General features: G+C 69.9%; 11 protein-coding genes. 5 read left to right on the forward strand and 6 right to left on the reverse strand.

Features of this window, described 5'->3' with window-relative positions:
• A partial coding sequence (locus NON22_RS14445; RefSeq protein WP_257387648.1) for an amidase family protein occupies nt 1-387 on the reverse strand: 387 nt, incomplete at its 3' end.
• A gap of 130 nt (nt 388-517) precedes the next feature.
• On the opposite strand from NON22_RS14445, the gene NON22_RS14450 reads away from it, so the two are divergent.
• Nucleotides 518-1,315 carry a GntR family transcriptional regulator gene (locus NON22_RS14450; protein WP_257387649.1) on the forward strand — a complete coding sequence of 266 codons (798 nt, stop codon included), beginning with the start codon at nt 518-520 and terminating at the stop codon, nt 1,313-1,315.
• 24 nt (nt 1,316-1,339) lie between these two features.
• Here the strand turns inward: NON22_RS14450 and NON22_RS14455 are convergent, their stop codons facing one another.
• Entirely contained in the window at nt 1,340-1,846 is a 507-nt protein-coding gene (locus tag NON22_RS14455) for a hypothetical protein (protein ID WP_257387650.1), read from the reverse strand.
• A gap of 253 nt (nt 1,847-2,099) precedes the next feature.
• Here NON22_RS14455 and NON22_RS14460 point away from each other — a divergent pair, with 253 nt between their 5' ends.
• Both NON22_RS14460 and NON22_RS14465 read left to right on the forward strand, forming a co-directional pair.
• Nucleotides 2,100-3,704 (forward strand): electron transfer flavoprotein-ubiquinone oxidoreductase, encoded by a 1,605-nt coding sequence (locus NON22_RS14460; protein ID WP_257387651.1) that lies wholly within the window; start codon nt 2,100-2,102, stop codon nt 3,702-3,704.
• A 20-nt stretch (nt 3,705-3,724) separates the two neighbouring features.
• Nucleotides 3,725-3,985, forward strand: a complete 261-nt coding sequence (locus NON22_RS14465; protein WP_257387659.1) for a demethoxyubiquinone hydroxylase family protein — start codon at nt 3,725-3,727, stop codon at nt 3,983-3,985.
• A 9-nt stretch (nt 3,986-3,994) separates the two neighbouring features.
• Here NON22_RS14465 and gloA2 read toward each other — a convergent pair whose 3' ends face one another.
• The 4 genes from gloA2 to NON22_RS14485 form a co-directional block, all read right to left on the reverse strand.
• Nucleotides 3,995-4,390 (reverse strand): SMU1112c/YaeR family gloxylase I-like metalloprotein, encoded by a 396-nt coding sequence (gloA2, locus tag NON22_RS14470; protein WP_257387652.1) that lies wholly within the window; start codon nt 4,388-4,390, stop codon nt 3,995-3,997.
• 118 nt (nt 4,391-4,508) lie between these two features.
• On the reverse strand, nt 4,509-7,388 hold the full coding sequence (locus tag NON22_RS14475; RefSeq protein WP_257387653.1) for a PKD domain-containing protein: 2,880 nt from the start codon (nt 7,386-7,388) through the stop codon (nt 4,509-4,511).
• A gap of 151 nt (nt 7,389-7,539) precedes the next feature.
• Nucleotides 7,540-7,983: a hypothetical protein gene (locus NON22_RS14480; RefSeq protein ID WP_257387654.1), complete on the reverse strand. Its 444-nt coding sequence runs from the start codon at nt 7,981-7,983 to the stop codon at nt 7,540-7,542.
• Nucleotides 7,980-8,546, reverse strand: coding sequence for an RNA polymerase sigma factor (locus NON22_RS14485; RefSeq protein ID WP_257387655.1), 567 nt, complete (start codon nt 8,544-8,546; stop codon nt 7,980-7,982). The genes NON22_RS14480 and NON22_RS14485 overlap by 4 nt, the downstream gene beginning before the upstream one ends.
• Nucleotides 8,547-8,700: 154 nt before the next feature.
• On the opposite strand from NON22_RS14485, the gene NON22_RS14490 reads away from it, so the two are divergent.
• The gene (locus tag NON22_RS14490) at nt 8,701-9,024 is read left to right on the forward strand and encodes a hypothetical protein (protein WP_257387657.1); all 324 of its coding nucleotides are present in this window, start codon (nt 8,701-8,703) and stop codon (nt 9,022-9,024) included.
• Between the two features lie 184 nt (nt 9,025-9,208).
• Entirely contained in the window at nt 9,209-9,982 is a 774-nt protein-coding gene (locus NON22_RS14495) for an MmcQ/YjbR family DNA-binding protein (protein WP_257387658.1), read from the forward strand.
• Nucleotides 9,983-10,182 lie beyond the last annotated feature (200 nt).

Below are 10,182 nucleotides of genomic sequence, written 5' to 3' on the forward strand. Positions count from 1 at the left end.
GAGGACGACCGCGCCGGCGCCGAGCAGGCGCGACACCACGGCCGCGTCGGTCGCCGCGACGGCCTCGCGGCGCGCCGGCAGGCCGACGCTCGTCGCCCAGCCGGCCACGTCGATGTTGTCCTTGATCGCGACCGGAATGCCGTCGAGCCGGCCGAGCGCGCGTCCGCCGGCGCGGCGTTGCGCGCTGGCCGCGGCCTGGGCGCGGGTCAGCGCCGGATCCAGACCGATGTAGGCGTTCAGTGTCGGATTCTGCGCGGCGATCGCGGCGAGATAGGCTTCGGCCAACTGCACCGCATCGATGCGGCCCGAGGCCAGCCAATGCAAGGTCTGGCAGGTACTCGCCGCACGTATGCGCAGGGCGTCCAGCTCGGCCGACGACGTGTTCATCCACAAGCTCCCTGTCCGATGGAACGGCTAGCCTCGGCGCACGGAACGATTTGCGCAAGTCGCCGCGCAGTATTTTTTACGCGGGAACGTTAGGATTCCGCGTACACGAGCCCGGAACGCCGCATCGCCGATGAACGACAGCCAGCGCCCCGATCCACCCGCCGCGCCCGGGCGCCGCGGGCTGCGTTCTTCGCGCAAGCCGCGCTACCTGCAGGTCGCCGACGAACTGCGCGACGAACTGCGCCGCGGCGACCATCCGGTCGGCGGCATGCTGCCGACCGAGGCGCAGCTCTGCGAACGCTTCGGCATCAGCCGCTACACCGCGCGCGAAGCGCTGCGCACGCTCGAGGAAATGGGGCTGATCGCGCGCCGCCGGGGTTCCGGCACCAAGGTGCGCAGCGCAGAACCGCAGGTGCGCTACAACCAGTACGTGCGGTCGATCGACGACCTGCTGCAATACACGCAGGCCACGCGCTTCCAGCTGCGCCACAGCGACCGGCTCGTCGCGGACGCGACCCTGGCCGGCTGGCTCGACGTGCGCGCCGGCACCGAATGCGTGCTGCTGCACGGCATCCGCTATCAGCGGCGCATGCTCAAGCCGTTCTGCATCACCGACGTCTACCGGCGCGCGAGCATGCAGGGCCTGCCGCCGGGCTTCGCCCGCGTCGAGGACGCGATGCGCGCGCTGATCGAAGGCGAGCTGTTCGCGCGCGTCGGCCTCGTCGAACAGAGCCTGTCCGCGGTCGCGCTCGACGCCGAGCAGGCCGACCAGCTCGAAGTCGAGCCGGGCACGCCGGCGCTGCGCACGTTGCGGCGCTACTTCGACCCGAAGAGCCGCATCCTGCTCGTCGCGATGACCCTGCACCCCGGCGACGTGTTCTCCTACGTGACGCGCTACGAACGCTCGGACGTGATGCGCGGCGTCTGAACCGCCGCGCAGGTCAGACGCAGGTCAGATACAGGTCACCTTGCCGCCGAGCTTGTTGTTCTTGTTCGCCGAGGCCTGCACCGCGCCGCAGAGCATCTGCGATTCCTGCTCGGTCATGCCCCAGCCGAGCAGCACCGCGCGGCGCGGCGCGCCCGGGCCGCTGTCGACCTGCACGTGCGCGTAATGCACGCTGGCCGCCTGGCCGTCGAGCATGCGGTGATAGCGCGGCTCGACGTCGCGCGAGCATTCCAGGTTCTTGATGCGGCAGCTGAGCTTGCTGCCGGCCGGGCACAGCCCGAGCAGCTTCGTGCCGGTGGCGCCTTTTTCGCAGTCGCCGGCCGGCGGCCGCTCTTCGACCGCGACGAGCTCGATCTCGCGCTGATCTCCCTGCATGAGCATGCGCACTTCCATGTAGCCGTCGTAGTTGACGGCGTCGGCGACCGGCGCGTCTCCGGGCTTGCCGGCGCCGCCGCCGATGATCCGATACGCCGCGAACGTGAGCACGAGCACGACGAGGATGACTCTCCACATGACCTTTATCCCCCTGATGGATGTCCGAACCGCAGCCGCGCGGCGCCGGCCGGGCAGGAGCCGCCGGATCGCCGAAGGTGCCGCGGGGAAATGCGAATCGCCCCTCCCAGACCGATTCGCGGCGCTAGCCTAGCCGATCGCGGCGGGCTCCGCAGGCCGGGCCGACGGACGGCGCCCGCCGGACGGTTGGATTGCCGGCTCAGTCCGTAGCGCCGACAATCGGCCTCTTTCTCGCCTCTAGCCGGAGTCCGCCATGAGCGAACGCGATGTCATGGAATACGACGTGATCACGGTCGGCGCAGGTCCGGCCGGCCTCGCCTTCGCCATCCGCCTGAAGCAGCTCAAGCCCGACATCCGCGTCTGCGTCATCGAGAAAGCCTCGACCGTCGGTGCGCACATCCTGTCCGGTGCCGTCATCGAACCCGAACCGCTGAACGAGCTGTTGCCGGAATGGGGCAAGAACCCGCCGCCGATCTGCGTGCCGGTGACCAAGGACGAGTTCTACTGGCTGCGCGACAAAGAACGCGCCGTCAAGCTGCCCGTGGTGCCGCCGCAGATGCACAACAACGGCAATTTCATCGTCTCGCTCGGCGCGCTCTGCGCCTGGCTCGCGCCGCAGGCCGAAGCGCTCGGCGTCGAGATCTATCCGGGCTTCGCCGCGGCCGAGCCGCTGTTCAACGACGCCGGCGCGGTCTGCGGCGTGCGCATCGGCGACATGGGCGTGGCCAAGGACGGTTCGCACAAGCCCGGCTATACCCAGGGCATCGACATCACCGCGCCGATCACCGTGCTCGGCGAAGGCGCGCGCGGCCATCTGTCCAAGCAGCTGATCGCCAAGTACGCGCTCGACAAGGACAGCGATCCGCAGACCTGGTCGATCGGCATCAAGGAACTGTGGCAGCTGCCGCCGGGCCGCGTCGAACCCGGCAAGGTGGTGCACACCCTGGGCTGGCCGGCCGACAACGCGACCTACGGCGGCGGCTTCGTGTATCACCTGGACCAGGACCGCGTCGCGATCGGCTACGTGACGGGCCTGGACTATTCCGATCCGCTGCTGTCGCCGTTCGAGCTGTTCCAGCAACTCAAGAACCATCCGAGCTTCAAGCCGCTGCTCGACGGCGGCAACGTCGTTTCCTACGGCGCGCGCGCGATCGTCGCCGGCGGCTGGCAGTCGCTGCCCAAATGCGAGATGCCCGGCGCGATCCTGGTCGGCGACGCCGCCGGCCTGCTCAACGTGCCCAAGATCAAGGGCACGCACCAGGCGCTGCGCTCCGGCATGCTCGCGGCCGAGCACATCGCCGCGACGAATTCGGCCGAAGGCTGGGACGCGAAGCTGCGCGCCTCGGCCGTGGCCAAGGAGCTGCACAAGGTCCGCAACATCAAGCCGGGCTTCCACAAGGGCCTCTGGCTGGGCCTGGCCAACGCCGGCTGGGAAACGCTGACCGCCGGCCTGTCGCCGTGGACCCTGAAGAACCACGCCGACTGGAAGCAGCTCGAGAAGATCGGCCAGTACGAGGCACCCAGGCGCGACTTCGCCGAACGTACGCTGCCGCCGCGCGACCGCCTGGCCGCGGTCTACTTCGCCGCGACCGAGCACGACGAAGACCAGCCCGTGCACCTGCAGGTGCTCGACACGAACATCTGCGTGACGCGCTGCGCCGAGGAATACCAGAACCCGTGCCAGCGCTTCTGCCCAGCCGGCGTCTACGAGATCGTGACCGAGGAAAGCGGCAAGCGCCTGCAGATCAACGCCGCGAACTGCGTGCACTGCAAGACCTGCGACATCAAGGACCCCTACCAGATCATCAACTGGGTCACGCCGGAGGGCGGCGCGGGGCCGAATTACCAGAATCTCTGACCAATGCCGTCGCGCCCAGCCTGTTCGGCCGCCGCGGCATCCTGCTGTGCACCTATAGCGTCGAAAGCACCGTGCTGCGCCACCTGGCCGAACAGCGCGGCCAGCTCGCCGGCCGCGACGAGGAGTTCGTCGCGCTGATCGCCGACATCGAACGCGAAGAGCAGGAACATCGCGACCACGGCCGCGCCTTCGCCGCGGCCCCGGGCCCCGCGCTGAGCGCGATCGACATGCTCGCGCGCACGGCGACCGAATTCGCGATACGGCTGTCGCTGCGTTTCTGATACGCGTCGTCAGGCCGCCGGCGCGGCCTCGTACAGCTCCAGCGGCAACCCATCCGGATCGGCCAGGAACACGAAGCGCCGGCCGGTGTATTCGTCGGTGCGGATGTCCTGCACAGCCACGCCGCGGGCGAGCAGTTCGCGGCGACAGGCCGCCACGTCGGCGACGGCGAAGCACAGATGGCGCAGGCCGCAGGCTTCGGGCCAGGACGGCCGCGGCGGCGGCGAGGGAAACGAGAACAGTTCGATCTGGCCGCCGTCGGGCAGGGCGAGATCGAGCTTCCAGGAGTCGCGGTCGGCGCGGTAATTCTCGGCAATGACGGCGAGGCCGAGGACTCCGGTGTAGAAGCGCCGCGACACGGCGTAGTCGGAGCAGATGATCGCAACGTGGTGCAGGCGCAGCAGCATGGCGCATCTTGCCGCGCGGGCCGGCCGCGCGACAAGGCGCGTGACCGGCCGATAGCCGATGGATCGGCCCGGCGGCAGCGCGGTCGAGCCGCGCTGCCGCCTCCGCGTCAGGTCTTCCTCACGGATCGAAGCCGTTTCCGAAGATGCGGTCCGGCGGCGTGTAGCTGCCGGTGATGGCCTGGTTGCTCAGCGCCGTATACGCCAGCACGCTGACGAGATAGGTGCCGGCCGCCGGCGGGTTGGCGATGTTGCAGGTCTCGTTCGCGGTCGCGCCGGCCGATTCGCAGATCACCTCGCCGTCGAGCAGGACGGTCAGGTCGGCGTCCTCGTTGGCCGGGCCGGTCGTCACGAAGCTCAGGTTGGTCGCGCCCGCGGGCACCTGTAGCGAATAGCGCAGCTCGTCGTTCTGCGCGGCGCTCTGGCCCGAGATCGTCACGCCGTTGGTCAGCGGCACCGGCGGCGCGAACAACCGCACGACGCGCGAGAAGCTCGCGTTCGCGCCGTCGTCGTCGGTCACGGTCAAGGTGACGGTATAGCTGCCGTAGGTCGCGTAAGTGTGTACCGGATTGGCCTGCGCCGACGCCGGCGTGCCGTCGCCGAAATTCCAGCTGTAGCTCGCGATGGTGCCGTCGAAGTCGATCGCGCTGCTCGTGAACGTGGCCGTCAGGTCCGCGACGACCGCGCTGAAGTCCGGCGTCGGCGGCGCATTCGCGGCGCTCGTGCCGAGCACGACGCGCCAGGCCCCGCGGCTGTAGGTACCGGCGGTCAGCACGTGCGGCGCGTCGTCGATTTCGAGATCCGTGACGACCACGCCGAGCGGCAGGCCGGCGGAGAACGCGCTGAAGTTGTCGCCGCCGTCGGTGCTCTCGTACACGCCGATGTCGGTCGCGACGAAGATGCGGTTGGTGTTCAGCGGATCGACCGCGACGCTGTTGGCCGGCACGTTCGGCAGACCGGCGCCGACGGCGGCCCAGGTCGTGCCGCCCGTGGTCGAGCGGTACAGGCGCGAGGCGCCGAAGCCCGAGCGCGTGATGAACACGCGCTGCGCGTTGGTCGGATCCATCGCGACGTCCGAGACGATGCCGCCGGGATAGTCGCCGGTGACGTTCGTGAAGGTCGGCGTCGGCACCGAGGCGTCCGGGCTGGCATAGATGCGTCCGCCCGACGTGCCGACGTAGGTCGGCATCAGCACGCCGATCAGCTGCGGCGTGACGACCGACGCGGCGCTGCCCATGTTCGGCGACACGGCGGTCCAGCTGCTGCCGTTGGTCGGCATGCGGTACAGCGTATTGGACGAAGTGAACAGCAGGTTGCCCGCGGCCGCGAGCGGCGTGACCCACGGAAACGTCGACGACGCGGTCAGGCCCGTGCGCGGCACGAGTTCGTAGCTGCCGAGACTGCCGTTGGCTTCGGAGCGGACTATGGTCGGCAGGTTGCTGCTCGGATAGCTGGTCTGGAACACGCGCGAAGGCGTGCTCGGATCGACCGCGTTCATGAAGCCGTCGCCGCTCGCGAAGGTCAGGCCCCACTGCAGGCTCGTGCGGCGGCCCGAGGAGCCGTTGTCCTGCGCGCCGCCGAACACGATGTTGACGTCGTTCGGATGCACGGCGATGTCGTAGAACTGCGTGATGTTGAGATTGGCGTTCATGTTGACGTACGACAAGCCGCCGTCGTCGGAACGCCAGATGCCGCCGTCGGTGCCGACCCAGAAGCGGTTCGGATTGCTGGCCGAGTAGCGCACGACGTGGGTGTCCTGATGCACCTTCTGAGAGGTGCCCCAGGTGCTCGTCATGGCGGTCAGCGCGGCGCCGCCGTTGGTCGAGCGGAAATGGCGGATCGTGCCGAGCAGGATCGTCGCCGGATCGGTCGGATGCACGGCGACGGTCAGGTTGTAGGTGCATTGGCCTTCGCAGGCCGACGCATTGGTCTGGGTCCAGTTCGCGCCGCCGTCTACCGTGCGATAGAGCCGCGTGCCCTGCAGCGCATACAGCGTGTTGCTGTCGCTCGGCGACAGGGCCAGGCGCAGGCGCGAGCCGGTCGCGTTCAGGCCGCTGCTGACGTTGGTCCAGGTCGCGCCGCCGTCGGTGGACTTCGACACGCCGGTGTTGATCAGGCCCGCGTAGACCGTGTTCGTGCCGGGCACGAAGACGATGTCCTCGACGTTCGTGCTGAGCACGCGCGTCCAGGTCAGGCCGCCGTCGGCGGAGCGGAACACGCCGGCCCCGGCTAGCGTGCCGCTCGCGTTGCAGGTACCGGCGCCGCCGGCCAGGATCACGTTGCTGTCGGTCGGCTGCACCGCGACCGCGTTGACGATCGACAGCGGCATCGCCGTCGCGCCGCTGCCGTTGCGCGCGGTCCAGGTCGCGCCGGCGTCGGTGCTGACGAACACGCCCTGGCCGAAATAGCCCGCGCAGCCGCCGCCGTTCTTGTCGCCGGTGCCGACCCAGACCGTGTTGACGTTGTTCGGGTCCAGCGTGACCGCGCCGATCGGCAGGGTGCCGACCTGGTCGAACACCGGCGTCCAGCTCGCACCGGCATTCGTCGTCTTCCAGACGCCGCCCGCGGCGCTGCCGACGTAGACCGTGTCCTCGTTGCCGGGCACCGGCGTGATCGCGTTGATACGGCCGGCGACGCGGCCCATGATCCAGTCCGTCATCGTCATCGACGACGGGCCGACCGGTTGCCAGCTCTCGCCGGCCAGCTGCTGCTGCGGGTCCTTGCCGCGGCGTTCCAGCTGCAGCCGCTCGACCGCACCGGCGCGCTCGCGCGACGCATCCGGATTCGCGCGCAGGTCGCGCGTGCGTTCGAACCACAACTGGCGCTGCTCGATCTGCCAGGACTCCTCGCGCCCCTCGCCTTCGTCGAACGCGTCGGCATCGCCGAGCCGCGCCTCGGCGCGCTCGTCATCGTCCGGCGCGGCCAGGACCGGCGCGGACGGCAGCAACAGCAGACCGGCCAGCGCGCCCCAGGCGCGCCAGTCGCACAGCGACTTGCTCATGTGCATCTCCCCGAGAGAATGCGGCGGACCGCCGGACGCGGCCGCCAGTCCGCCGATGCTATGTCGGCCCGGGCACTGGCCTATAGACCATAAGTCATGCGGCCGCGGCCGGATGCGTATCGATCCGGCGGCGTAGCGCCATTGGGCCGCCCTACGCGCGCGGCCGGTCGGTCCCGGGCAGGCGTTCGTCCGGCCAGGCCGGCCAATACGCGACCGCGAGACCGGCCAGCAGCAGCAGGCCCCAGCCGTTGAACAGCCGCGGCAGCGACGGCATCGCGTCGAGCAGCTGGCGCAGCCAGTCCTGCCCCTGCCAGGCCAGACCCGCCGCGGCGAGCAGCAGCAGCAACGCGACGAGCGCCGCGGTCGCGCGGCGTTCCCAGCGCAGGTCGGGCAAGGCCGCGCATTCGACGCGGCGCGCGAGCAGGGCGGCGAAACCGGCCGGCGGCGCCGAATCCAGCGGTTCGCGCAGCGCGCGCGCGAGCAGGCGATAGGCCGGCGGCGCGTCGGCACCTTCCGCGCCGCGCTCCTGCGCCAGAGCACGTTCCTGCAGGGTCCATTCGCGTTCCTGGTCCGGCGTCAGCGGCGGCGTGTTCATGCGGAAACTCCGAAGCGGGTTTGCAGCAGCTCGCGCAGGCGCAGGCGGCTGCGGAACAGATGGCTCTTGATCGTGCCGGCCGGCAGGCCGCTGATCTGCACGATCTCGGGAATGCTGAGCTCGTCCAGGTGATACAGGGTCAGCAGCATGCGCGGCAGCGGCGCGAGCGCCTCGATCGCTGCCTGCAGCTGCTCGCGCAGCTGCGCGTCGGCCCAGGCGGATTCGAGATCGAAACCGTCGCTTTCCTGCAGCAGCGGATCCTCGTCGGCGTCGTCGCGGCCGGTTTCCTCCAGCGGCACCCGGCGCTTTTCCAGATGCCGCAGCGCGACCGCGTAGGCGACGCGGCCTATCCACGATTTCAGCGCGCTCTCGTAGCGGTACTGGTGCAGGTACTGGTGGACGCGCAGGAAGGTTTCCTGGCACAGCTCGCGCGTGTCCTCGGGGTGGCGCACGAGGCGCTGGATGATGTGCCAGCACAGCCCCTGGTGGTCGGCGACCAGGCGCTCGAACGCGCCCGCGCGCCGCGCGAGCACGGCTTCGACCAGCACGCGGTCCGGATTCATGGTCGGGGGCGCTCCATGCGTCGCAAGATACGGAATCGCCGCCCGCGGTTGCAGCGGCATCGCCGCGACGGCGAGACTTCGGCTTGCAACCGCCCGGCGCCGGTCCGTATCCCTATCCGCGAACGGCCCGCAGGCCCTGCGTCCAGGAAACCCCATGTCCGTCCAAGTGCTGGTCCCGATTGCGTTGTTCGGCAGCATCGCCTACGTCATCAAGCTGCTGATCGATGCGCGCATGCGCGTATTGCTGCTGCGCTCCGGCAGCTCCGACGAGCTGCTGCGCTCGATCCTCGAAGGCGAGGCGCTGCAGCGGCGCTACGCCTCGCTGCGCTCGGGCATCACCCTGCTGGCGCTGGCGTTCGGCTTCGCGCTGATCCAGGTGTTCGGCTGGGACGACATCACACCCGGCGCGATCGCCGTGCTCGCCGGCGCGTTCGGTGTCGGCAACCTCGCCTATTTCGCGCTGACCCATCGCCGCTAGTACCGCGGCGCGGCTATCGCCCCCCGGCGCATCGCGCCCGGAGAGGGCTCGACACGATGACGCCGTGTCGGCGGTTCCACGGACCGCACGCGAGCCTTCCGGACCCGCCGGGCATCCCGCGCCGCCGCTTGCGGCGCCGCAGCCCGCTGCCCGAGACTGCGGCCCCGTCTCCGGAGCGCGCGCGATGGTCAAGGACATTCCTGAAGCGGTTCGCGAAATCTGCCTGTCGTTTCCGGAGGCCGAGGAACTCTCCTCGCACGGCTCGCCGGATTTCCGCGTGCGCGGCAAGACCTTCGCGACCTATGTCGTCAACCACCACGGCGACGGCCGCGTCGCGCTGTGGCTGGGCTCGCCGCCGGGCGCGCAGGCGCAGTACGTGCGCGACGAGCCCGAGTATTTCTTCGTGCCGCCGTATGTCGGGCCGCGCGGCTGGCTCGGCGTGGAGCTCGACAAGGGCCTGTCGTGGAAACGCGTCGCCGCGCTCGTGCGCGAGGCCTACGAGAAAGTCGCGCCGGCCGCGCTGGCGAAGCAGATCGGCAAGACCATCCAGATCGCCGCACCGAAAGCGACGCTGAGCGCCGAGGAGCGCGATCCGCTGAATACGCCGGCGATGCAGCGCCTGATCCAGCCGCTGCGCGAATACTGCCTGTCGCTGCCCGACGTGGAGGAAGAACCGCGTTTCGGTTCGCCGTCCTGGCGCGCCGGCAAGCGCACGTTCGCGACGCTCTGGCGCTATGACGGCGTGCTGCGCTTCCTGTTCTGGGTCGGCATCGAACAGCAGAGCCTGTACACGGCCGACCCGCGCTTCTCGATTCCGCCGTACATGGGCCACAACGGCTGGATCGCGCTGAGCATCGGCAGCAAGCCGAACTGGAAGGAGATACGCAGCCTCGCGCTGCACAGCTACCGGCATTTCGCGCTCAAGCGCATGCTGGACCGGCTCGACGCGAACGCATGAGCGCCGCGCGACCGCATCGCCGCCGCGCCGGCTCCGCGACCGGCCGCGCTCAGCGCGCCGCCGTGCCGAGCAGGCGCTTGGACTCGGCGTAGACGCGGTTGTGCGTCTTGTCGGCCCGCTCGAATCCGGCGACGGCTTCGCCGAGCAGCGGCGCCGCGACCGCGCGGTCGCCGCCGCGCGCGAGCAGCAGGCCGCGCAGC

Origin of the sequence: Tahibacter caeni, assembly GCF_024609805.1 — a bacterium.
In the GTDB taxonomy this organism is placed as follows: domain Bacteria; phylum Pseudomonadota; class Gammaproteobacteria; order Xanthomonadales; family Rhodanobacteraceae; genus Tahibacter; species Tahibacter caeni.